The sequence below is a fragment of the Kribbella sp. NPDC051952 genome (genome assembly GCF_040680855.1).
Lineage (GTDB): Bacteria > Actinomycetota > Actinomycetes > Propionibacteriales > Kribbellaceae > Kribbella.
The window spans coordinates 132,455-154,996 of sequence record NZ_JBFAXQ010000021.1 but is presented as its reverse complement, the minus strand read 5'-3'; the positions used below and the strand labels follow the sequence as shown (position 1 = coordinate 154,996).

At 68.3% G+C, this 22,542-nt stretch carries 19 protein-coding genes; 17 read left to right on the top strand and 2 right to left on the bottom strand.

The window, feature by feature from the left end:
• Positions 1-313 precede the first annotated feature (313 nt).
• From AB0L70_RS31865 to AB0L70_RS31855, 3 genes are read left to right on the top strand one after another with little or no spacing between them, the layout of a single operon-like run.
• Positions 314-1,561, top strand: a complete 1,248-nt coding sequence (locus tag AB0L70_RS31865; protein ID WP_363690477.1) for a hypothetical protein — start codon at positions 314-316, stop codon at positions 1,559-1,561.
• The gene (locus AB0L70_RS31860) at positions 1,558-2,637 is read left to right on the top strand and encodes a hypothetical protein (RefSeq protein WP_363690476.1); all 1,080 of its coding nucleotides are present in this window, start codon (positions 1,558-1,560) and stop codon (positions 2,635-2,637) included. The genes AB0L70_RS31865 and AB0L70_RS31860 overlap by 4 nt, the downstream gene beginning before the upstream one ends.
• A gap of 54 nt (positions 2,638-2,691) precedes the next feature.
• A complete protein-coding gene (locus tag AB0L70_RS31855; protein WP_363690475.1) occupies positions 2,692-3,564 on the top strand; it encodes a CHAD domain-containing protein in 873 nt (290 codons plus the stop codon).
• A gap of 3 nt (positions 3,565-3,567) precedes the next feature.
• Here the strand turns inward: AB0L70_RS31855 and AB0L70_RS31850 are convergent, their stop codons facing one another.
• Complete coding sequence (locus AB0L70_RS31850) at positions 3,568-4,731, bottom strand: DUF1015 domain-containing protein (protein ID WP_363690474.1); 1,164 nt, start codon at positions 4,729-4,731, stop codon at positions 3,568-3,570.
• Positions 4,732-4,755: 24 nt separating this feature from the next.
• On the opposite strand from AB0L70_RS31850, the gene AB0L70_RS31845 reads away from it, so the two are divergent.
• The 6 genes from AB0L70_RS31845 to recN all read left to right on the top strand — a co-directional run bounded on the left by AB0L70_RS31845 (position 4,756) and on the right by recN (position 10,524).
• Positions 4,756-5,865: an HAD-IIA family hydrolase gene (locus AB0L70_RS31845; protein ID WP_363690473.1), complete on the top strand. Its 1,110-nt coding sequence runs from the start codon at positions 4,756-4,758 to the stop codon at positions 5,863-5,865.
• Between the two features lie 81 nt (positions 5,866-5,946).
• Complete coding sequence (locus tag AB0L70_RS31840) at positions 5,947-6,507, top strand: polyhydroxyalkanoate synthesis protein PhaF (protein ID WP_363690472.1); 561 nt, start codon at positions 5,947-5,949, stop codon at positions 6,505-6,507.
• A gap of 1 nt (position 6,508) precedes the next feature.
• The gene (locus AB0L70_RS31835) at positions 6,509-7,021 is read left to right on the top strand and encodes a hypothetical protein (RefSeq protein ID WP_363690471.1); all 513 of its coding nucleotides are present in this window, start codon (positions 6,509-6,511) and stop codon (positions 7,019-7,021) included.
• Between the two features lie 6 nt (positions 7,022-7,027).
• Positions 7,028-7,843 (top strand): TlyA family RNA methyltransferase, encoded by an 816-nt coding sequence (locus AB0L70_RS31830; RefSeq protein WP_363690470.1) that lies wholly within the window; start codon positions 7,028-7,030, stop codon positions 7,841-7,843.
• 18 nt (positions 7,844-7,861) lie between these two features.
• Positions 7,862-8,797 carry an NAD kinase gene (locus tag AB0L70_RS31825; protein WP_363690469.1) on the top strand — a complete coding sequence of 312 codons (936 nt, stop codon included), beginning with the start codon at positions 7,862-7,864 and terminating at the stop codon, positions 8,795-8,797.
• Positions 8,797-10,524, top strand: a complete 1,728-nt coding sequence (gene recN, locus AB0L70_RS31820; RefSeq protein WP_363690468.1) for a DNA repair protein RecN — start codon at positions 8,797-8,799, stop codon at positions 10,522-10,524. The genes AB0L70_RS31825 and recN overlap by 1 nt, the downstream gene beginning before the upstream one ends.
• Before the next feature lie 9 nt (positions 10,525-10,533).
• On the opposite strand, the gene AB0L70_RS31815 is transcribed toward recN, so the two are convergent.
• Positions 10,534-10,977: a hypothetical protein gene (locus AB0L70_RS31815; RefSeq protein ID WP_363690467.1), complete on the bottom strand. Its 444-nt coding sequence runs from the start codon at positions 10,975-10,977 to the stop codon at positions 10,534-10,536.
• A 179-nt stretch (positions 10,978-11,156) separates the two neighbouring features.
• Here AB0L70_RS31815 and steA point away from each other — a divergent pair, with 179 nt between their 5' ends.
• The 8 genes from steA to AB0L70_RS31775 all read left to right on the top strand — a co-directional run bounded on the left by steA (position 11,157) and on the right by AB0L70_RS31775 (position 22,541).
• Complete coding sequence (gene steA, locus AB0L70_RS31810; protein WP_363690466.1) at positions 11,157-12,338, top strand: putative cytokinetic ring protein SteA; 1,182 nt, start codon at positions 11,157-11,159, stop codon at positions 12,336-12,338.
• Positions 12,335-13,282, top strand: a complete 948-nt coding sequence (locus tag AB0L70_RS31805; RefSeq protein WP_363690465.1) for a copper transporter — start codon at positions 12,335-12,337, stop codon at positions 13,280-13,282. The genes steA and AB0L70_RS31805 overlap by 4 nt, the downstream gene beginning before the upstream one ends.
• Before the next feature lies 1 nt (position 13,283).
• The gene (locus AB0L70_RS31800; RefSeq protein ID WP_363690464.1) at positions 13,284-14,093 is read left to right on the top strand and encodes a hypothetical protein; all 810 of its coding nucleotides are present in this window, start codon (positions 13,284-13,286) and stop codon (positions 14,091-14,093) included.
• An 18-nt stretch (positions 14,094-14,111) separates the two neighbouring features.
• Entirely contained in the window at positions 14,112-15,689 is a 1,578-nt protein-coding gene (locus AB0L70_RS31795) for a lipid II flippase MurJ (RefSeq protein ID WP_363690463.1), read from the top strand.
• Complete coding sequence (locus AB0L70_RS31790; protein WP_363690462.1) at positions 15,686-16,711, top strand: glycosyltransferase family 4 protein; 1,026 nt, start codon at positions 15,686-15,688, stop codon at positions 16,709-16,711. The genes AB0L70_RS31795 and AB0L70_RS31790 overlap by 4 nt, the downstream gene beginning before the upstream one ends.
• A gap of 21 nt (positions 16,712-16,732) precedes the next feature.
• Positions 16,733-18,436, top strand: coding sequence for a CTP synthase (locus AB0L70_RS31785; RefSeq protein WP_363690461.1), 1,704 nt, complete (start codon positions 16,733-16,735; stop codon positions 18,434-18,436).
• The gene (locus AB0L70_RS31780) at positions 18,433-19,083 is read left to right on the top strand and encodes an NUDIX hydrolase (protein WP_363690460.1); all 651 of its coding nucleotides are present in this window, start codon (positions 18,433-18,435) and stop codon (positions 19,081-19,083) included. Before AB0L70_RS31785 ends, AB0L70_RS31780 begins: the two co-directional genes overlap by 4 nt.
• 104 nt (positions 19,084-19,187) lie before the next feature.
• Complete coding sequence (locus AB0L70_RS31775) at positions 19,188-22,541, top strand: GH92 family glycosyl hydrolase (protein ID WP_363690459.1); 3,354 nt, start codon at positions 19,188-19,190, stop codon at positions 22,539-22,541.
• The last annotated feature ends 1 nt before the right edge of the window (position 22,542 follow it).

Genomic DNA, 22,542 nt, shown 5'->3' with positions numbered 1-22,542 from the left:
GCCGATGGTACTGCGACCGGGAGGTCGTGGGAGAGTAGGACGCCGCCGGACATTCACACTGTTAAGGGCCACCCCAATGGGGTGGCCCTTAACATATGTCCGGATCTTTGGGCCGTGGGATCACGGTCTGCGCCACTATGTCCGCGGGAGCCCCTCGATGGGGCTGTCTGGCATCGGTGGCGGTAAGTTTGTGCGGTTGCAGCACACCATCGTTAGGAGTCACCCGTGGCGACGCCACCTCGCAATTCTCACTCCGGCTCAGGGGACCGTCGTGGTTCCTCCGGAGGCGACGGCCGTTCCGGTGGCTCCGGTGGTGGACGTTCGAACTCGGGCTCAGGCCGCTCCGGCGGGTTCAGTTCCGGTCGCGGCGGCTCGAGCGGCGGTAGTCGCGGAGGTGCCGGCGGATCTGGTCGTTCGGGGCCTGGTGGAGCCGGTCGTGGTGGGTCCGGTGGCGGTCGCGGTGGTGAAGGCGGTCGTTCGGGCTCGGGTTCGGGTTCTGGTGGATCTGGGTTCAGCGGTGGACGTTCCGGTGGAGCCGGCGGTCGGTCCGGTGGAGCTGGCGGGTCTGGCGGTGGGCCGCGGTCTTCCGGTGGTTACCGAGGGCCGTCGAGTCGCGGGGATTCGCCTCGTGCCGGTGGGCCGCGGGGTGGTTCGCGGTCTGGGTCTGGCCGGGATGGCGATCGGGACGAGACGCGTTATGACAACCGGCGTGGGTTTGCGCGCGGGGATGACAAGTCGGAGCGGGATCCGTTCGGCGGTCAGATGCCGGGTCGCGGTGAGCGCGACGACCGCGGTGACCGTGGTCGGGGCGCCGGTCGTGACGACCGGTCCGGTGGATACCGGCGCGACGATCGCGCGGGATCAGACCGTGGAGGTCCCCGCAGAGACAACCGCACCGGCTACCAGGCCGGGAACGACCGCGGCGGACCCCGACGAGACGACCGCAGTGGCTATCAGGCCGGCGGAGATCGCGGTGGACCGCGACGAGACGACCGCACCGGCGGAGACCGTGGCGGCTACCGCCGTGACGACCGCGCCGGCGGCGACGACCGTGGTGGCTACCGCCGTGATGAGCGTGCTGGCGGCGACCGCGGTGGTTACCAGCGTGACGACCGGGCTGGCAGTGGTGACCGCGGTGGTTTCCGTGGTGGCGACCGTGCTGGCGGTGGCGACCGCGGTGGTTATCAGCGTGACGACCGTGCGGGTGGTGGCGACCGCGGTGGTTTCCGTGGTGGCGACCGTTCCGGTGGAGGCGACCGTGGTGGCTACCGGCGCGATGAGCGTGCTGGCGGCGACCGCGGTGGCTATCAGCGTGACGACCGTGCTGGTGGTGGTGATCGCGGTGGTTATCGGCGCGATGATCGTGCGGGTGGTGGCGATCGCGGTGGGTTCCGTGGTGGTGAGCGGTCTGGTGGCGGTGAGCGTGGTGGGGCGCGGGGGAGTGGGCCGGCTCGTGCTGGGCGGCGGGATGAGCGTGGGGGACGGGATGAACGGCGGGGTGGGCCTCGTCGGGATGATCGGGGTGAGGAGAAGGCTGGGCCTCGGCGCGACGATCCGGTGATTCCGGAGGGGATCACCGGGGCTGAGTTGGATCGAGGGGTCAAGGCTGAGCTGCGGTCGCTGCCGCGGACCTTGGCTGATCTGGTCGCTCAGCATCTCGTGGCGTCTGGTCGGTTCCTCGACGAAGATCCGGAGCGGGCGTACGAGCATGCCCGGACGGCTCGGCGGCTGGCTGCGCGGCTTGGCGGCGTACGGGAGGCTGTGGCGATCACGGCGTACCTGGCTGAGCACTACGACGAGGCGTTGACCGAGTTCCGGGCGGTACGGCGGATGACCGGGAACCATGAGGTTCTTGCGATGATGGCCGACTGCGAGCGGGCTCTTGGGCGGCCGGACAAGGCGCTGGCGCTGACCAAGGACAAGCATGTGCATGACTTGTCGGAAGGTACGCAGGTCGAGCTGCTGATTGTGGCGGCTGGGGCGCGGCGTGACATGGGGCAGACGGCTGCGGCTATTCAGACGCTTGAGGTGCCGGAGCTGACCAAGCGGACTCGGGCTGAGTGGTTGCCTCGGTTGCGTTATGCGTACGCCGATGCACTCGAGGAGGCTGGGCGGACGGAGGACGCGCTCGTCTGGTTCCACCGGGCGGCTGGAGCGGACGCCGACGGTGAGACCGGTGCGGCTGAGCGCGCAGCCCGACTCGAGGGTCTCGAGTTCACCGACCTCGACGACGAGGACGAGGCGGACGAGGACGACGACGTCCTGGATGAGGACCTCGCAGACGACGAGCGCCTCGAACGAGAGGACGCTGCGCGCGAGGAGCTAGACGAGCGGCTCGAGCAAGAAGATGCCGCGCAGGAAGAGCGAGACGAGCGGCTCGAGCAAGAGGACGCTGCGCAGCAAGAGCGAGACGAGCGCCTTGAACGAGAAGACGCTGTGCGTGAAGAGCGAGACGAGCGCCTCGAAGAAGAGGACGCTGCGCGCGAAGAGCTAGACGAGCGCCTTGAGCAAGAGGATGCCCGCGAGGAGCAAGAAGAAGAAAAGCTTGAGGACTCCGAAGAACAGGACGAGGAGCCCGACGTAGAGCTTGAGAAGCTTGACGTAAAGCTCGAGCCTAGAGAAAGGCCCGAAGACTAAGAGAATCCCCCCGCGCCTGGCGCGGGGGGATTTTTCTTTAGGGAGAATGGCGGGATGGGCGTTCTTGGGTGGGATGGGCCGCTGACGGCCGATGCTCCGGTGGGGGTGTTGGTGGCGAGTGCCCTGGTACGTGGGGTTGGACGGTTGCGGGGCGCTGTGGGGATGGTGGAGGCGCAGAAGGATGACGCCATTCACCAGGTGCGGGTCTCTTGTCGTCGATTGCGCAGTGATCTGAAGTTGTTCCGGAAGTTGCCGGCGGGCGACTGGGCCGGTGAGTTGCGCAGTGAGCTGGCCGCGTTGGCCCAAGCCTGTGGTGAGGCTCGGGATCTGGAAGTGATTGCTGGGCTGGTTCGCGAGACGGCGAACAGCGAGGACGACGAGGAGCACGTCGAGACGATCCTGACCACGCTGACCATCGGCCTGGACCGAGCTGCTGCACGTTCCGCCGAGATTGTGCTGGGCGAGTCCACCGCTGAGCTGCTGGAGACTCTGGAAGCCGTCGCAGCGGCGCCTGACCTCAAACCTGCGGCCGGCAAGCCGTGCGGTGAGGTCCTGCCCAAGCTCCTGGACGCGGCCAACCTCAAGTTCGGCCAAGCGGCCAACAAACTCAAGCCCTGGACCCCAGACGACGACTGGCACGAGGTGCGACTGCTTGCGAAGCGCGTTCGGTACGCCGCCAGCACCAGCGCATCCGTACTGGGTGAAGAGGCCAAAGCCACCGCAACCCAAGCAGCCAAGTACCAAGAGCTACTCGGCCAGCACCAGGATCACTGCGCCGCGGCTGATGCCCTGACCGCGATGGCAGCAGACGCCGCAGCTCAGGACGACCCAGAGCTCTCCTTCACCCTCGGACGCCTGACCGAGCGGCACCGCGCCGCCCGCAAGCCCCTCCGCGAAGAGTTCCTCAGCCTGTACCACCGGCCCTAACAGCTACAGCGTCCGGAACAACAACCCCACGCGCGGCTTGGGCCCGAACGACGTCGCCTTCTGCGGCAGTACGACGCCTCTCACCGCGGATCGCAGTACCTGGTCCATCCGGGGCGCCACCAACTCCACAGCCGCCTGCTGAGGCCCAGCGAGCGCCAGTGCGTCCGGCAGCGTGTGATGGAAGCTGATGTCCGCCTCCACCACACGCCACGCCGGCAGCAGCAGGTCATGCAGCATCGAGACCGTCGGCGTCTCCTGCCCACGCGTCGACCGCAGCGTCACCCAGCTCGTCCCATCCGTCACCGCGATCCGGTCCGGCACGCGCTCGACCCGTCCAGGGAGCACCTGCCAACCCTCCGGCGTACGCGATCGCACTGTGGCGAGGTCAAGGCCCGGTACCACTCGGTGGATCGGGTCCAGCGTCAGCGGGTGCCGGTTGTAGTCGACCAGCATCGCCAGCCCCACGTCCGTACCCAGGCGGCCCGGCTCACGCCGCCGACGTTCCAGGTACGCCGCATACCGGTGATGCCCGTCGGCGATCAACGCCTCGTGCCCCGCCAGCTCGGCCTCGATCGCCGCCAATACGACCGGATCCTCGATCCGCCAGATCCGGTGCTGCGCGCCACCCGCGTCGGCCTCCAGCCACGGTTCGCCGGATCGCGCCGCGTCGACGGCATCGCTTGCCACTCCACCATCGCCGTACGCGAGCAGGATGGGCTCCAGATCAGCGTCCGTGGCCTCCATCAGCTCGAGCCGGTCGTCGACCCAGTGCGGCATCACGTCCTCGTGCGGCAGCACCACGCGCCGCTCCGGATCGAGGCCGAGTGAACCGACCAATCCGCACAGCACGGCGTCTCCCAACTGCTGCTCGTACACGTACAACGCGGGCACCTGGTCCTGCACGACCACCCCGGCCTGTTGCCACCCGGTGAGCCTGCGCGCGGGTTCGTCGTACCGGCCGGGGCCGAGCTCCGGATCGCGTGGAAGGATGAGCCTCACCATGTTGTGCAGATCAGAGTCAGTCAGCCGCCGGACGATGGCGGGTTCGAGCACGTCGTACGGCGGTGACGTGACGGCGCCGAGCCCGCTCACCTTGCCGGCCACGAACCGCCAGGCGCGCAGCGGGTCGAGCCGCAGAACGCTCGGCTCCGGCCGCGGTGATGGCATGCGCGGAATCGTACGGGGAGAAGCATGAGCACGGCACGGAAAGCGCCTTCACCGCTCTCGGCGTGTGACGAACCACTCGCCGGCCGGTACGACGTGGCCCTGCTGGACCTCGACGGCGTCGTGTACGTCGGTCCCGATCCGGTCCCGGACGCCCCGGAGAACCTCCGCAAGGCCGCCAAGGAAGGCATGCGGATCGGCTACATCACCAACAACGCGAGTCGGCCCGCGCAGGTCGTTGCCGAGCACCTCGCGTCGTTCGGGCTGGATGTGATCGCCGATGACGTGGTGACGTCCGCACAGGCGGCGGCGAAGCTGATCGCGAGCGAGTTCCCCAAGGGGTCGCCGGTGCTCGTGGTCGGCGGTGAGGGTCTGTACGCCGCTCTCGAGGAATACGGGCTGAAAGCGGTCCAGAGCAGCGATGCGCACCCGGTCGCCGTCGTACAAGGGTTTCACCCCGACGTGAACTGGGTGATGCTCGCGGACGGCGCGCACGCGATTCACGAAGGCGCGAAGTGGTTCGCGACCAACCTGGACCTCACGATCCCCACTGCGGCTGGGAAGGCGCCGGGGAACGGCACGCTGGTGCAGGCGATCCGGGCCGCCGTCGACGTGGATCCGGTCGTGGCAGGCAAGCCCGAGCCGCCGTTGCTGGAGACGAGCATCGAGCGCCTGAAAGCCAAGCAGCCGTTGATGATCGGGGACCGGTTGGACTCCGATATCGCCGGCGCGCACGCGGTCGGGATCGCGAGTCTGTGGGTGGCGACGGGTGTGAACGACGCCCATGACCTGGCCCAGGCGCCGCCGAATCAGCGACCGACGTACATCGCTCCTGACCTCAGCGCGCTGGCACAGAAGCAGCCTGGCGTCACGGTCGAGGGTGCGAAGCACACGTGTGCGGGCTGGACGGCCGAGATCGTCAACAACTCCGTGTCGGTGAAGGGCGAGGGCGAGCCGTACGACGGTCTGCGCGCGATCCTGTCCGCGGTGTGGGCCGCCGTCGATGCGCCACCGAAGCCCACGACGAAGGCGGCCAAGACCGCCGGTCGCGCCCGGCGCCCACTCCCGAAGCCCGCTCCGGCTCCCGGCACCATCACCATCGACGCCGCCCTCCACCGAGTGGGCCTGGATCAGTAAGCATTCCGGCAAGTAGGCGGTGCTGGGTGGTATTGCTGCGGTGAGGCGATACCGTTGCTGGAACGAAGCGAGGAGGCAGTCATGGTGATGGACGCACTGCGCGGCTACGTACAACTGGCGAACGGCCTGACGGAGGTCAGCCGGCAGAAGGCCCAGGCGGCGGCGAAAGCGCTGCTGCAGCAGACCGGCGCGGACGCGCTGACGAGCGGGCTGACCACCAGAGTGAGCGACCTGGCCGACGAGATCGTTGCCACCAGCAAGAGCAATCGTCAGCTCCTGGAAGCGATCGTGACGAACGAGGTCGAGGGCGCGGTCGCACGGCTCGGGTTCGTCCGCTCGGAGGAGGTCGCGGCGCTGACCCGGCGGGTGAAGACGCTGGAATCCGAGCTCGCCGACGCCCGCACTGCCGCAGCCGCTCCGGCTGCGCCCGCACCGGCCGCCGCCGCGAACCTTGCGGCCCAGGCGCCTGCCGCCACGGCGAAGAAGACCGCGCCCGCCAAGAAGTCGATTCCGGCCAAGAAGATCGCCGCGAAGAAGGCAGCGAAGAAGGCAGCAGCCAAGAAGATCGCGGCCAAGAAGGCTGCGGTCACGAAGTCGCCGGCGAAGAAGGCTGCCGCGAAGAAGACGGCGAAGAAGGCATGAAGTGACCGAGCATCCCGGCGAGCAGTTCCCACCGGACGTCGACCCTGACGTCGAGCCGTATCCGGCCGAGGAGGAGACGCCCGCGCGCCCCGACTACGACGCCGAGCCCGGGTCCCAGAACGCGCATGTGGACCCGGCCGAGGTGGAGTTCGGACCAGAGTTCGCCCGCGCACCGGGCGAGGAGCACGAACACTCCTTCGTCGCCGAGTCCGCGGAGGACCCACAAGCCGAAGCCCCACAGGACCAGCAAGCCGAAGAACCCCAGGCCGAAGAGTTCCAAGCCGAAGAGTTCCAAGCCGAAGAGTTCCAGGCCGAAGAATCCCAGGCCGAGTTCGTGGAAGAGTCTCAAGCTCGGTCCGAGGATGGGCATCCGTTGGTCGAGGAGACGATGGACCGGCTGGACAGCCTGCGGGACCGGCCCGTGAGTGATCATGCCGAGGTGTACGCGGATCTGCACGAGCGACTGCAGAGTGCCTTGGTGGAGGCGGACGCCGAGCACGGCGATCGCGCCTAGACGGAAGTGGCGAAGGGAGTCAAGCGGTCGCGGCTCGACGCCGAGCTGGTACGGCGTGGTCTGGCGCGATCTCGTGAACACGCGAGCGAGCTGATCGCGGCCGGCAAGGTGAAGGTGTCGGGGACCGTCGCCAGCAAGCCCGCGACCGGTGTCGGCGCCGACGCGCCGATCCTCGTGGACACCTCGGAGACCGACGATCCCGGGTACGCGAGCCGCGGTGCGCACAAGCTGATCGGCGCCCTCGAGGCGTTCCCCGGCGTCCAGGTCAAGGGACGCCGAGTCCTGGACGCAGGTGCGTCCACCGGCGGATTCACCGACGTACTGCTCCGGAACGACGCGGCCCACGTGATCGCGGTCGATGTCGGATACGGGCAGTTGGTGTGGGCGTTGCAGACCGATGAGCGCGTGACGGTGATGGACCGGACCAACGTCCGTACGCTCACGCTGGATGCCATCGGTGCTGAACCGGTTGATCTCGTCGTCAGCGACCTCAGTTTCATCTCGCTTACCCTGGTTCTGCCGGCGCTGATCGGGGTGGTCAAGCCGGACGGCGAGCTGGTGCTGATGGTGAAACCACAGTTCGAGGTCGGCAAGGACCGGCTCGGCAAGGGCGGCGTCGTCCGGGACCCGGAGTTGCGGGCGGACGCCGTACGTGGGGTGGCGGGTAAAGCTGCCGAGCTAGGTTGGGGAATCGAAGGCGTCGCGGCCAGTCCGTTGCCTGGTCCGTCAGGAAATGTCGAATACTTCCTGTGGATACGCCGATCTGCGCCGCCGCTCGATGAGACGATGCTCCAGGACGCCATCGAGCGTGGACCGCACTAAGAGCGCGAAGGAGGCAGGGTGGCTGAGCAGGACCCGCGCAGCGTGCTGCTGGTCACGCATACCGGCCGCGAGGAAGCGGTCGAGGTGGCCCGGAACGCGCATCGGCTGCTGACCGACGCCGGGATCCAGGTCCGCCTGCTCGGCGGCGAGGCCGAGGCCCTGAAGCTCGACCCGGTCGAGATCGTCGACGACCACGAGAAGGCGGCGCTGGACGTCGAGCTGATCATGGTGCTCGGCGGCGACGGTTCGATCCTGCGCGGTGCCGAGCTGGCCCGCCCGCACGGTACGCCGGTGCTCGGGGTGAACCTGGGGCACGTCGGGTTCCTGGCCGAGGCCGAGGTAGACGACCTTGAGCGGATCGTCCAGGTCGTGGTCGACCGCACGTACACGGTCGAGGAGCGGATGACGCTGGCCGTCGAGGTCCGGTCGGCCGGCGAGCTGATCTTCGACACCTGGGCGCTGAACGAGGCGAGCGTGGAGAAGGCCGCCCGCGAGAAGATGCTCGAGGTGCTGGTCGAGGTCGACGACCGCCCGCTGTCCCGCTGGGGCTGTGACGGCGTCGTCGTCGCGACACCCACCGGGAGCACGGCGTACGCGTTCTCCGCGGGTGGTCCGATCGTGTGGCCGGAGGTCGAGGCGATCCTGCTGGTGCCGCTGAGCGCGCACGCGCTGTTCTCGCGGCCGATCGTGGTCGCGCCGACGTCGCGGCTGTCGATCGAGCTGGTCTCGTCCTGGCACGGTCGCGGGGTGCTCTGGTGCGACGGTCGCCGGATGGTCGAGGTGCCACCCGGTGCCGAGATCGAGGTGCGGCGCGGTACGACGCCGGTCCGGCTGGCCCGGGCGCACGAGGCGCCGTTCACCGACCGGCTGGTGGCGAAGTTCGATCTCCCGGTGCTCGGCTGGCGTGGAGCCGCCGAGCGCAAACGCAACGGCAACAGCCAACAGGAGACCTGATGCTGTCCGAAATCCGCATCACCGGGCTCGGCGTGATCGAGGACGCCACCCTTGACCTCGATCCGGGATTCACCGCGGTGACCGGCGAGACCGGGGCCGGCAAGACGATGGTCGTGACGGGCGTGAACCTGTTGCTCGGTGGCCGCGCCGACAGCGGCCTGGTCCGGCACGGGACGCGGCGGGCACGGGTCGAGGGCCGGGCGAGCGCCGTACCGAAGTCGATCGTGCAGCAGGCCGAGGACCGTGGCGGTGAGCTGGATGACGACGAGTTGCTGATCGCTCGCGAGCTGTCGTCCGAGGGGCGCTCTCGTGCGTTCCTCGGTGGCGCGTCTGTTCCGGTGTCGGTGCTGGGCGAGGTGTCTGGCGACCTGGTCGCGATCCACGGGCAGGCGGATCAGTGGCGACTCCTGCAGCCCGCGCGGCAGCGCGAGACGCTGGACACGTTCGCCGGCAAGCCGGTGCTCGTTCCGCTGCAGGAGTACGCCGCCGCTTACAAGCGACACCGTGAGGTCGAGGCGGAGCTGACGGAGCTGATCACCCGGCAGCGCGATCGGCTCGCCGAGGCGGACCTGCTCCGCTTCGGTCTCAACGAGATCGCCAAGGCCGAGCCGCTGCCCGGCGAGGACACCGAGCTGGCCGCCGAAGAGGATCGCCTCTCGTACGCCGATGGCCTCCGGACCGCTGCGAGCACGGCAGGCGACGCACTGGCGTCCGAGGAAGATCGCGACACCGCGCGGCCGAACGACGTACTCGGTCTGCTGGCGTTGACCAAGCAGGTGCTGGACGGCGAGCGTGAGCACGACCCCAAGCTGGCCGAGCTGGCGGACCGCGCAGGCGAGCTCGGATACCTGGCAGCCGATTTGGCCGGCGAGCTTTCGTCGTACGCCGCCGACGTCGACACCGACCCGGCCCGGTTGGCCGTGGTCAGCGAGCGACGGGCCTTGCTGACCAGCCTCATCCGCAAGTACGGCGCTGAGCTGGGCACGGTCGATGAGGTCATCGAGTGGACCAAGCGATCGGCCGAGCGACTGGCCGACCTCGACGGCAGCGATGAGAAGGTCGAGCTGCTGACCGGTGAGCTGGCCGAGCTGGACGCGAAGATCGCTGGGCTCGGCCGGCAGATGCGTGAGGCGCGGGTCGATGCGGCTGCGCGGCTCGGTGTCGCGGTGTCGGAAGAGCTGACCGGGCTGGCGATGCCGCACGCGAAGCTGTCGGTCGAGGTGCATGAGACCACGGCTGGACCGTTCGGGATCGACGAGGTCGAGTTCTGCTTCGCGGCGAACCCGGGGAGCCCGGCTCGTCCGTTGCAGAAGGCCGCGTCCGGTGGTGAGTTGTCCCGCGTGATGCTCGCGCTCGAGGTGATCCTGTCGGACACGCATCCGGTGCCGACGCTGGTCTTCGACGAGATCGACGCCGGGATCGGCGGCCGGGCCGCGGTCGAGGTCGGCAAGCGGCTGGCGCGGTTGGCGGAGCGGACGCAGGTGATCGTGGTGACGCACCTGCCGCAGGTGGCCGCGTTCGCGGACCGGCACGCGGTGGTGCTGAAGAGCGACGACGGTTCGGTCACCACCAGCGGTCTGGTCGCGCTCGACGACGACGCCCGCCTGAAGGAACTCTCCCGGATGATGGCCGGCTTGGAGAATTCTGACGCCGCCCAGGCCCACGCCGAGGAGCTACTCGCACTGGCCGCCGAACGCCACACCAAACCCAAGCGCAAGAAACGCTGAACAACCTGCTCAGCGTTTGATTCCCGGCTTGTCGGGGCCGTTGTTCACCCTGCTCCCGGTCACTTGACGCTCGGAGTCGGACACCCGACGGTCCGCTGTCGCCGGAGCTTCCGCGGACGTGGCGGCCTGCTGCCGCTGCTGCTGCGCGAGCACGTCGCTGAAGGCATTCAACCCGCCGGGATGCGACATGATCAACTCGTGCCGGCGGCCCTCGGCGGTGGCTCCGTGCAATTCGGGCGTCGCCGCCTGCAATTGTTCGTCGTCCATCGCCAGAACCGTCTCGACATACCGTCCCGCCGACTCCCGCGGGGCTGCCGGAGGCCGGTCGGGGTCGCCCTGATGACGGACCACCGCTCCTTCCGGGCCGGCGACCCCGCTCAGACCGGCGCGCAGGATGTTGCGCAGGTCCTCGGGCCGCTCTGGTGGTGTCTCCCGAGGAGGTTGTTCCGGCATGGCTGCTCCGATCTGCTGGGTTCCGGAGACCGTAGTCCGCGCGGGGGTGCAGGGGTCGTTCGAAAGGATGAAATGGCGCGGCGTCCACGCACAGTGACCGTTAATTCATTGCGTGAACGATGGCCTGGCCGGGTAAATGGCCAGGGAAGGGGCTCTTGACATGGCAGGATGAGAGCGCGATGAAATTGCCCAGCCTGCGGAGAGCACGACCGACTGAACTGCCCGGCATCACCGGAGTGGTCCGGCTGGATCGGCGTACCAAGAATCTCACGAAACGGCTGAAGCCGGGCGAGATCGCGGTCATCGATCATGTCGATCTGGATCGGGTCAGTGCCGAGGCGCTGGTCGACTGCAAGGTGTCGGCCGTGGTGAACGTGGCCGACTCGATCAGTGGCCGGTATCCGAACCTCGGTCCGGAGATCCTCGTCGAGGCCGGGATTCCGCTGGTCGACGGGGTCGGCCGCGAGGTGTTCTCGATCCTGCACGAGGGTGAGCGGGTCCGGCTGAACGAGGGCTCGCTGTATCGGGGTGGCGAGGTCGTCGCCAAGGGGATCGTCCAGGACAGCAACTCCGTCGCGGAGCAGATGGACGAGGCCCGGTCCGGGCTGTCCACCCAGCTCGAGGCCTTCACCGCCAACACTCTCGAGTACCTGCGGCGCGAACGCGACCTGCTGCTCGACGGTGTCGGCGTACCCGCTGTGCATACGCCGATGGACGGCAAGCATGTGCTGATCGTGGTCCGCGGGTACGACTACCGCGAGGACCTGGTCGCGCTGAGGCCGTACATCCGCGAGTACCGGCCGGTCCTGATCGGGGTCGACGGCGGCGCCGACGCCCTGGTGGAGAACGGTTATGTGCCCGATCTGATCGTCGGCGACATGGACTCGGTCAAGGACGACACCTTGAAGAGCGGCGCCGAGGTGGTCGTGCATGCGTACCGCGACGGCCGCGCGCCCGGCTCCGAGCGGTTGGAGCGGCTGGGCGTGGACTCGATCGAGTTCCCGGCGGCCGGCACCAGCGAGGACGTCGCGATGCTGCTGGCCGACTCGAAGGGTGCGTCGCTGATCGTCGCAGTCGGCACCCACAACTCGCTGGTGGAGTTCCTCGACAAGGGACGCGCCGGGATGGCCAGCACCTTCATCACCCGCTTGCGCGTCGGTGCCAAGCTGGTGGACGCCAAGGGCGTCGGCCGGCTGTACCGCAGCCGGGTCTCCACCCTTCAGGTGGTCGCGCTGGCCGTGGCCGGCCTGTTCGCACTCGGCATGGCGTTGGTCGCGATCGGCGCCGACGACGTGCTCTGGTCGATCCTGCGGGCGCGCTGGAGCGACTTCGTCTACTGGATCCGGGAGCTGTTCACGTGATCGACTTTCGCTACCACATCGTCTCTATCGTGGCGATCTTCTTCGCCCTGGGTGCCGGTGTGGTGCTCGGCGCCGGACCGCTGAAGGGCACCGGCAGCGAGATCGTGCAGAACCAGGCCAAGGTGGACCGGCAGCAGCTCGCCGACGCGCGGGCCGAGATCGTCGATCTGAAGGCGCTGGACAAGTACCGCGACGACTACGTCGCCAAGGTCACCGCGGGTCTCACCGACAACAAGCTGACCGGCAAGAAGATCGCGATCGTGACGATGCCGAGCGCGGACAACGACCTGACCAACGGGATCCAGGACGAGCTGGAGAAGGCCGGCGGCCAGATCACCACCAAGGTGGCCCTGGACGCGAAGCTCTTCGACCCCGGTCAGCGCCAGCTGGTCGAGACCCTCGTCCAGCAGTTGGTGACCGCGGATATCGGCATCCCCAAGGACAGCACGACGTACGAGCGGGCCGGCATGATCCTGGCCCGCGGGATCGCGGCCAAGGAGGAAGGCAAGCCGACCGACGCCGACGCGACCAAGGCGATCGGCGGGCTGACCGGTGCGAAGTTGCTGTCGCTGAAGCCTTCGCAGCCGCCGGAGCGGGCCAGCCTGATCGTCGTGGTGGCCGCGAATCCGCCGACGCCGTTGCCGAACAACTCGACGTACAGCGACTCGGTCGACTTCCTCGAGGGCCTGGACCAGGGCAGTGCGGGCACTGTCGTCGCCGGAGTGCCGGACACTGCGAAGGACGGCGGCCTGCTCAAGGCCTTGCGGAGTGACTCGGAGGCCACCAAGATCGTTTCCTCGGTGGACGTGGCCGACCTCCCCGCCGGCCGGATGACGATCGTCTTCTCGCTGGTCGAGCAGGCGAGTGGCAAGGCGGGGCAGTACGGCGCCATCGACGCGAAGAACGGCGTCGCGCCCTCGGCCGTACAGACGAAGGACAACTGACGTGGGAATTCTCAGCGCTGCCGTCGCGGCAGCCGCCACCGCAGCACTCGAACGCGCCGCGGAGAAGCTGCCGAAGGAGACGCGGGAGCCGTTCGAGCGGACCAACCACCGCGGCGAATCGGTCACCCTGCTCGAAGGCCCGATCGCGGTGCTCGGTGCGCTCGCCGGAGTCGCGGCGTCGCGGTCCGACGGCAAGGTCAAGGCCGCCGCACTGCTGGCCGGCTCGGTCTCAGGCGCGGTCGGTGCGTACGACGATCTGCGCGGAACCACGCAGGCCAAGGGCTTCCGTGGTCACCTCACAGCCCTGAAGCGCGGTGAGGTCACCAGCGGTGCGATCAAGATCCTCGGCGTCGGCGCGGCCGGTCTCGCGGCCGCGGTCCTGCTGCCCCGCAAGTCCCACGGCGCGAAGGCGATCGCCGGAATCGTTGCCGACGGCGCCTTGATCGCCGGTACGGCGAACCTGACCAACCTGCTCGACCTGCGTCCCGGCCGCGCGCTGAAGGCCGTCGCCGCCGTGAGCGCGCCGATGGCGATCATGAACGGCCCGGCCGGCGCGGTCGTCGGTGCGGCCGCAGCCTCGGCACCGTCCGACCTGGGCGAGCGCTCGATGCTCGGCGACTGCGGTGCGAACGGCCTCGGCGCCATCACCGGTACGGCGCTCGCCGCATCCCTCCCGCGCCCGTTGAAGACGCTGGTCCTCGGTGCAGTCATCGCCCTGAACCTGGCCAGCGAGAAGGTCAGCTTCACCAAGGTCATCGCCGAGACGCCGGTCCTGGACAAGATCGACCAGTGGGGCCGACGCCCCCGATGACCCCCCAGTGACAGCCCAGTGACCGCCGGTCGGGTCGCTCGGGCGGCGTTGCTCGTCGCCGGAGTGACGGTCCTGGCCCGCGTGGTCGGGTTCGGCCGCTGGCTGGTGTTCTCGAAGACTGTCGGTGCGGGCTGTCTGGCCGAGGCCTACACGACCGCGAACCAGTTGCCGAACATCCTCTTCGAGATCGTCGCGGGTGGAGCACTGGCCGGCGCTGTCATTCCCGTGCTCGCCGGTCCGGTCGCCCGTGGCGATCGGGCCGCGCAGGGCCGGATCATCGGCGCCCTGCTGTCGTGGTCGATGCTCCTGCTGGCGCCGTTCGCCTTGCTGTCTTGGCTTCTGGCGTCCAGCTATACCGACGCGATCCTGGATCCTGGCGCGGACTGTGGTGGTTCGGCGGCGACCGCGACCCGGATGCTGATGATCTTCGTACCGCAGGTCTTCGGCTATGCGATCGCGGTGATCGCAACGGCGGTTCTTCAATCCCACAAGCGGTTTGCGGCCGGTGCCTGGGCCCCGCTGATCTCGAGCCTGGTGGTCGTTGCCACGTACTTCCTCTTCGCGGCAGCCGCTCCGGACGCGGATGCAGCCTCCCGCGGGTCGACCGATCTGCTGGCGTGGGGCACGACGGCCGGCGTCGCCGCGCTGGCGCTCACTGTGCTGGTGCCGATGCTGTTCCTGCGCCTGCCGATCAAACCCACACTGCGGCTCGACCCTGGCGTAGGCCCGGTGCTCCGACGACTCGCACTGGCCGGTCTGGCTGTGCTGATCGCTCAGCAGCTCACCTTCGTCGTCACTACCTACCTGGCCAACCACAGAGGTGTTGCAGGCAGCATCGCGGTCTACACGTGGGCCAACGCCGTATACCTGCTGCCTTATGCGGTCCTCGCCGTACCGATCACCACCGCGGTGTTTCCACGGCTCGCAGCAGCTTTTGAGGCCGGGGAGCGGTTCGACGTCTATGCGGCCGCATCCACACGCGCTGTGATGCTGGCCGGTGGCGCAGGGGCCGCATTGCTCGTTGGTACAGCGGTTCCGGTCGCCCGCATCTTCGCGTACGACGATGGCGCGGTGCAGGAGGCGCAAGCATCGTCACTGGGCAACGGACTGATCGCCTTCGCTCCGGCCGCCATCGGCTTCGCCGTACTGATGCATGTGGGTCGGGTGCTTTATGCACGGCACTCCGGTCGCGAAGTGGCGGTGGTGACGTCTGCCGCCTGGGTGCTGGTTGCTGTCGCCGGTGTGGTGCTGACAAGCCAGTGGGATGCGGTGCCCGCGCTGGCTGCTGCGATGTCAGTCGGCATGGTGGTCGGGGCCGTAGTCCTGGTGGTCGTGCTGCGACGTGAGGCCGGCTCGACTGTGCTGACCGGAGTCGCCCGTGCCACGCTGGCTGCGTTGGTCGGTGCCGTGGTCGCAGGCGCTGCGGGCTGGGTGGTCGCCCTGCCCGCCGGCAACGCCGGAGTGGGCACGGCCGTCCTGTTCTCGGTGCTCTCCGGTCTGGCCGTCGTCATCGTGTACGCCGTGATCGCGGTAGCCCTGGACCGCGCGGACACCCGCGCACTACTGCGACGCAACCTGGTGGAGGAGAAGCAATGAGGATCGGGCTGCTGCTCGCGGAATCGCGCGGCGGGATCGGGCAGCACGTCGCCTCGCTCGTGCCCCGCTACCTCGAGGCCGGACACGAGGTGGTGGTCTGCGCACCTCCGGGTACCGCGGAACACTTCGACTTCGGCGCGGCAACGGTGGTCACGCAGGCCGCGGCGTTGCGCGGATCGGACGTGGTCCATGCACACGGCTACCGGGCCGGGATGGCCGCACTCCGAGACCGGTCGAGGCTGCGGCCGCTCGTGGTCACCTGGCACAACGCAGTGATCGCTCCCGGTCCACGCGGGCTCGTGATGCGACTTGGGCAGCGCTTGGTCGCCAGGGGAGCGGACCTGACCCTGGGCGCCTCGAGCGACCTGGTGGACCTCGCGAAGAGCTTGGGCGCCCGCCACGCCGAGCTGGCCCCGGTAGCTGCTCCGGCGATCCCTGAGGCCCGTACGTCGGCCGCAGAGGTCCGGGCGACCCTCGGGCTGGACGACGAGCCGCTGGTGGTCACAGTGGGCCGCCTGGCGCCGCAGAAGGACTACCCGACCCTGCTGTCGGTGGCTGCCCGCGTGCATGAGTCCACGCCGGATGCGGTGTTCGTGGTCGTCGGCGACGGACCGCTCCGGGAGAACCTGCAGGCCCGGATCGACGCCGAACAATTGCCGGTGCGGTTGCTGGGCCACCGGGCCGACGTGGCCGACCTTCTCGGGGCAGCCGATGTGTTCTTGCTCACGTCCCACTGGGAGGCCCGGGCCCTGGTGATCCAGGAGGCGATGCAGGTCGGCGTACCGGTGGTGGCGACCGCGGTCGGCGGGGTGCCCGAGCTCGTCGACGACAGCGCTGTACTGGCGTTTCCCGGTGACGCGGACGGGCTGGCGGACGGAGTTCGCGCCGTCCTGGCGGAGCCCGACACGGCGAACGCTATGCGGACGCGGGGCCGGGAGTTGGCCGCCAGATGGCCGGATGAGGACGCGGTGGCGAAGAATCTGCTCGACCTTTATGCGGGTCTCGTCGCGACCGGCGCTTGACAACAGGTAGGCTGAAGGCCCGTGGACAGGGGATCGAACTTCCAGCAGACCAAGCACGTTTTCGTCACCGGCGGTGTGGCGTCCAGTCTCGGCAAGGGGCTGACAGCGTCAAGCCTCGGCAGTCTGCTGACGGCACGGGGCATCCGAGTCACCATGCAGAAGCTGGATCCGTATCTGAATGTGGATCCCGGCACGATGAACCCGTTCCAGCACGGCGAGGTGTTCGTCACCAACGACGGCGCCGAGACCGACCTGGACATCGGGCACTACGAGCGCTTCCTCGACCGGGACCTCTCCCAGGTCGCCAACGTCACGACCGGCCAGGTGTACTCCAGCGTGATCGCCAAGGAGCGGCGCGGTGAGTACCTCGGCGACACGGTCCAGGTGATCCCGCACATCACCAACGAGATCAAGGAACGGATGCTGGCGATGGCCGGCCCGGACGTTGATGTCGTACTGCACGAGATCGGCGGCACCGTCGGCGACATCGAGTCGCTGCCGTTCCTGGAGGCGGCCCGTCAGGTCCGGCACGACGTCGGCCGGGACAACGTCTTCTTCCTGCACATCTCGCTGGTCCCGTACCTCGCCCCGAGCGGTGAGCTGAAGACCAAGCCGACCCAGCACTCGGTCGCCGCGCTGCGGTCGATCGGTATCGCCCCGGACGCGGTCGTCTGCCGCGCCGACCGGCCGATCCCGGACGGCGTGAAGCGGAAGATCTCGCTGATGTGCGACGTCGACCAGGAGGCCGTGGTGGCCGCCGTCGACTCGCCGAGCATCTACGACATCCCGAAGGTGCTGCACACCGAGGGCCTCGACGCGTACGTCGTACGCCGGCTGAACCTGCCGTTCCGCGATGTCGACTGGACCCGCTGGGACGAGTTGCTGCGGGTCGTGCACCACCCGAAGGACAACGTCACGGTCGCGCTGGTCGGCAAGTACATCGACCTGCCGGACGCGTACCTGTCGGTTGCGGAGGCGCTGCGGGCGGGCGGTTTCGACAACGACGCGCGGGTGAATCTGCGCTGGATCGCGTCGGACGAGTGCGCGACTCCGGAGGCGGCCGCGCGGTTGCTCGGTGACGTCGACGCGATCTGCATCCCTGGCGGTTTCGGGGTCCGCGGTATCGAGGGCAAGATCGGCGCGATCCGGTTCGCCCGCGAACAGGGCATTCCGATCCTCGGCCTGTGCCTCGGCCTGCAGTGCATGGTGATCGAGGTGGCCCGTGATCTGGCCGGCCTGGTGGACGCGAACTCGAGCGAGTTCGATCCGGACGCCGAGCAGCCGGTGATCGCGACGATGGAGGAGCAGAAGCACATCGTCGACGGCACCGGTGACCTGGGCGGCACCATGCGGCTCGGCCTCTACCCGGCGAACCTGGCCGACGGCTCGATCGTCCGCAACCTGTACGGCGCTCCGTCCGTGCAGGAGCGGCACCGGCACCGCTATGAGGTCAACAACGCCTACCGGGACAAGTTGGAGACGGCCGGACTGGTGTTCAGCGGTCTGTCCCCGGACAACGAGCTGGTCGAGTTCATCGAGCTGGACCGTTCGCAGCACCCGTACTTCGTCGCCACGCAGGCGCACCCCGAGCTGCGGTCCCGGCCAACCAAGCCGCATCCGCTGTTCTCCGGCCTGATCGCGGCCGCTCTCGTTCGCCAGCGTGAGTCCCGGCTGCCCGTCGAGGAGCCGCTGGCGAAGAAGAAGACTGCGGTCAAGGCTCGATGAACGACCATCCCGAACTACGGTTCGGTTCCGGGCTGGAAGACGTCCGCGAGCAGTGGCCGGTCGCAGCCTCCGAAGTGGTGCACGAGACCGGCCGGGTGATCTCGGTACGGCGTGACACGATCGCCCCGCCTGGTCAGGACTCGTTCGTGCGGGATGTCGTCGTACATCCCGGTGCGGTTGGTGTGGTCGCGTTGGACGAGCACAACCGGATGCTGCTGGTGCGCCAGTACCGGCACCCGGTCGGCTACCGGCTGCTCGAGCCGCCGGCCGGACTTCTCGACGTACAGGGGGAGCAGTACCGCCTCGGTGGCGAGCGGGAACTGTGGGAGGAGACCGGCACCAAGGCCGCCGACTGGCGGATCCTGGTCGACGCGTTCACCTCGCCCGGCATGACGACCGAGGCGATCCGGATCTTCCTGGCCCGCGACCTGTCATCGGCGGACGAGGCGTACGAGCGTCTCCACGAGGAGGCCGACATGGAGACCGTCTGGGCGCCGCTGATCGACGTGGTCGGCGCGGTCCTGGCCGGCCACCTCCAGAACCCGATCCTGATCATGGGCGCGCTGGCCGCCTGGACCGCCCTCAACGGCCCCGGCTTCGACACCCTCCGCCCGGCCGACGCCCCGTGGCCCGCCAAGGACCAGTGAGGTTCCGGAACCTTCCGTAGTCCTTGACGTGCGCTCGGTAGCGGGGTATTTGTTGCTGACAACGATGTCACCCCGACGTCTCTCCGCCCCGAGGTTGGCCGCCCATGCGTCGTTCCGCCCTGCGTTGTTCCCTGCTCGCCGGTGTCCTGATCGCAGCCCTCGCTCCGGTCGCGCAAGCCGTTCCCTCGCCGGCGCCCCCGGCCCACGCGAATCCGACCACCGCGACACCACCTGATCCGTCGGTCGCCGGCCTCCGCACGCCGGAAGCGGTCGGATCGAGCCGGATCACTGCCAGTTCCGCGGATCCGACCGAGCACGTGGATCCGCTGATCGGTACGTCGGAGCTGGGCGACGTCTTCCCAGGGGCGGTGCTGCCGTTCGGGATGTTCTCGTTCAGCCCGGAGACGAGCCGCGGGAACGCGTACCGCACCGCCGCGCCCGGCGGGTACCTCTACTCGGCGACCAAGATCCGCGGCTTCAGCCTGACCCACATGAGCGGCACCGGATGTGCCGGTGGTTCGGGCGACATCCCGATCTTTCCGTACGTCGGTGATGTCACCACCTCACCGCAGACGGACGCGAAGGACGACGTTTACGCGAGTACGTTCGACCACGCCAACGAGATCGCCAAGCCCGGCTACTACAAGGTCGGCCTGGACTCCGGTGCGACCGCCGAGCTGGCCGCGACCACCCGCACGGGCTCGGCTGCGTTCACGTTCCCCGCGGACAAGGCCAAGAGCCTCCTGTTCCGTACGTCGAACTCTGAGGTCGGCTCCAGCGACGCGAACATCAGCATCGACCCCGCCAAGCGCACGGTCACCGGATCCGTCACCAGCGGCAACTTCTGCGGGTACCTCGCCAGCGTCGGCCGGCGCAGCTACTACACGCTGCACTTCGTCGCCGAGTTCGACCAACCCTTCAAGAACCAAGGCACCTGGACCGACACCACCGTCACCCCGGGCAGCACTAAAGCAAGCGGCGGTACGACGTATGGGACCGACGGCTGGATGCCCCCGAACAAGGGCTCCGGCGGGTACGTCGGCTTCGACAGCAGCAAGGTGACAATGCGGATCGGCATCTCTTACGTCAGTACGGCGAACGCCCTGGCCAACCTGCGCGCTGAGAACCCGCGCGGTACGTCGATCGCCACCACGACCGCGAAAGCCAAGCAGGCTTGGCGAAAGCAGCTGGACCGAATCGAGATCTCCGGCGGCAGCACGGACCAGCGCACCACCTTCTACACCGCGCTGTACCACGCGTTGCTGCACCCGAACGTGTACAGCGACGTCAACCGCCAGTACTGGGGCTTCGACCAGAAACCGCACAACCTGGCGCGCGGACAGCAAGCGCAGTACGCGACCTTCTCAGGATGGGACGTGTACCGATCACAGTTGCAACTGCTGACCCTGTTGGAACCCGACAAGGCCGGTGACATCGCGCAGTCCCTGCTCAACCAGGCGACGCAGAACGGCGGCATCTGGGACCGCTGGACCCACGCCTCCGGCAGTACGTCGGTGATGACCGGTGACCCGTCGGCGCCGGCAGTGGCCGGGATCTACGCGTTCGGTGGGACCAACTTCGATGCACGGAACGCACTGCGGTCGCTGGTGAAGGCTGCGACCGTTCCGACCGCGAAGGACCTCAGCTCGGCCGGCAAGCCGGTCATGTCGATCGGACAGCGGCCGTCACTCGACAAGTACCTCGCACTGCACTACGTCCCGACCAAGTCGAACGCCTGGGGCGGTGCGGTCGAAACACTCGAGGATGTGACCGCAGACTTCGCCCTGGCCCAACTGGCGCAGCGCACCGGTGACAAGACGACGTACAAGCGGTTCTTGACCAGGTCGCAGTACTGGCAGAACGTGTTCAATCCGGAGAACGGCGGCTACATCCAGAATCGGGACGACAACGGCGCCTGGCCGAGCTTCACGCCGTCCACGGGTGACGGGTTCGCTGAGGGCAGCAGTGCGCAGTACACGTGGATGATCCCGCACAACCGGGCCGGACTGTTCGACGCGATGGGTGGCGTGGACCAGGCGCGGCAGCGGCTGGACGCGTTCTTCAAGAATCCGGACGGCACTTGGGCGCTGACCGGTGCTGGTGAACTGCACGCCGAGATGGACAACGAGCCGTCGATCAACACGCCGTGGATCTACAACTACACCGGCCGTCCGTACCAGACGCAGGAAACGTTGCGGCAGGCAATGAACCAGCTCTGGGACACCAGCACCGGCGGGATCCCCGGCAACGACGACCTGGGCGCGATGTCGTCCTGGTACGTCTGGACCGCTCTGGGTCTCTACCCGGACGTCCCGAGCCGCGCGGAGCTCCAGGTCGCGTCCCCGCTGTTCCCGCGCGCTGTGATCCACCGGGGCAGCAAAACGATCCGGATCAACGCGCCTGGTGCGGATGCGACGTACGTCCAGTCCTTGAAGGTGAACGGGCGTACGACGACCAAGCCGTGGCTGCCGGAGTCCTTCGTGCAGCACGGCGGCACGCTGGACTTCAAGCTCGGTACGACGCCCAACACCTCGTGGGGCGCCGCACCCAAGGACGCACCGCCGTCGTGGCGTACTGGCGAGATCCCGTTCCAGACCTCGACCGACACCAGCCGGGTCGTCGTCGCACCGGGCACCACGAGTGCTCCGATTGCGGTGAAGGCGCACCGGCTCAGTGGCACACCACAACAGGTCTCGTACGTCGTGACCACACCGGCTGGTCTGACTGCGACACCAGCAAGCGGCTCGTTCGCGGTCGACACCGAGGGCAGTGCGCCCGTGACGATCACAGCCGCACCTGGTACGCCGGACGGCCGCTACTCGGTGACCGTGTCACTCAAGGCAGCAGACGGCACCCAACTGCCGCAGGTGGGCTTCACGGTGGTCGTAGGGCAGCCGAACTCGTTCTTCGTGCTGCGGGAAGGTGTGGCGATCTCCGACGACGCCGGTGACCACACCGAGGCCGACTTCGACGGTGGTGGCGTCAGCTACTCCCGCCAGGCGCTCGCGGCCGCCGGACTGACGCCGGGTGGAGTGAGCACCGTGGACGGCCTGAGCTTCACGTGGCCCGACGTACCGACCGGGGACCCGGACAACATCCCGGCCGACGGGCAGTTGCTCAACCTCAACCTGCCAGCCGGTACGACGAAGCTGTCGTTCATCGGGAGTGCGGTCAACGGCAACCAGGAGGCGACCGCGACCCTGCAGTACGCCGACGGCACGACCAGTCAGGTCGAGCTGTCTTTCAGTGACTGGACTCTGGGTGGCGGCGGCGACACCGTCCACTACGGAAACGTGATCGTTGCGACCACGCCGTACCGGAACGAGTCGGGTGGTGGCCGGGACAACGTCACCACGCACATCTTCGCCACTGCTCCCGTGGCCTTGACGAAGACCCCTGTCAGCATCATCCTGCCGAAGAATCGGGATCTGCGGATTTTCACCCTGGCCAACAGCTGAT

Bases quoted from the DNA above. Each gene is read 5' to 3' on its own strand.
- AB0L70_RS31855 (WP_363690475.1), top strand. From the start codon at position 2,692: ATGGGCGTTCTTGGGTGGGATGGGCCGCTGACGGCCGATGCTCCGGTG.
- AB0L70_RS31780 (WP_363690460.1), top strand. From the start codon at position 18,433: ATGAACGACCATCCCGAACTACGGTTCGGTTCCGGGCTGGAAGACGTC.
- AB0L70_RS31815 (WP_363690467.1), bottom strand. From the start codon at position 10,977: ATGCCGGAACAACCTCCTCGGGAGACACCACCAGAGCGGCCCGAGGAC.
- AB0L70_RS31850 (WP_363690474.1), bottom strand. From the start codon at position 4,731: ATGCCATCACCGCGGCCGGAGCCGAGCGTTCTGCGGCTCGACCCGCTG.
- AB0L70_RS31790 (WP_363690462.1), top strand. From the start codon at position 15,686: ATGAGGATCGGGCTGCTGCTCGCGGAATCGCGCGGCGGGATCGGGCAG.
- AB0L70_RS31845 (WP_363690473.1), top strand. From the start codon at position 4,756: ATGAGCACGGCACGGAAAGCGCCTTCACCGCTCTCGGCGTGTGACGAA.
- AB0L70_RS31775 (WP_363690459.1), top strand. From the start codon at position 19,188: ATGCGTCGTTCCGCCCTGCGTTGTTCCCTGCTCGCCGGTGTCCTGATC.
- AB0L70_RS31840 (WP_363690472.1), top strand. From the start codon at position 5,947: ATGGTGATGGACGCACTGCGCGGCTACGTACAACTGGCGAACGGCCTG.
- recN (WP_363690468.1), top strand. From the start codon at position 8,797: ATGCTGTCCGAAATCCGCATCACCGGGCTCGGCGTGATCGAGGACGCC.
- steA (WP_363690466.1), top strand. From the start codon at position 11,157: ATGAAATTGCCCAGCCTGCGGAGAGCACGACCGACTGAACTGCCCGGC.